The 232-nt window shown below is 66.8% G+C and carries 1 protein-coding gene; it reads left to right on the forward strand.

The features are described 5' to 3' along the window. Positions 1 to 232: ATP-binding cassette domain-containing protein (locus EOD29_RS35365; RefSeq protein ID WP_127248940.1), on the forward strand; the 232-nt coding region annotated here is incomplete at both ends.

Raw genomic sequence — 232 nt, forward strand, 5'->3', positions numbered from 1 at the left:
ACGGCGAGTTCCTCGTCCTCGTCGGCCCGTCCGGCTGCGGAAAGTCGACGTCGCTGCGCATGCTCGCCGGCCTCGAGGACGTCAACGCCGGCCGCATCCTCATCGGTGACCGCGACGTCACCGACGTGCAGCCGAAGGACCGCGACATCGCGATGGTCTTCCAGAACTACGCGCTGTACCCGCACATGTCCGTCGCGGACAACATGGGCTTCGCCCTGAAGATCGCCGGCAA

The sequence above is a fragment of the Mesorhizobium sp. M1A.T.Ca.IN.004.03.1.1 genome, from assembly GCF_003997555.1.
Classification (GTDB): domain Bacteria; phylum Pseudomonadota; class Alphaproteobacteria; order Rhizobiales; family Rhizobiaceae; genus Mesorhizobium.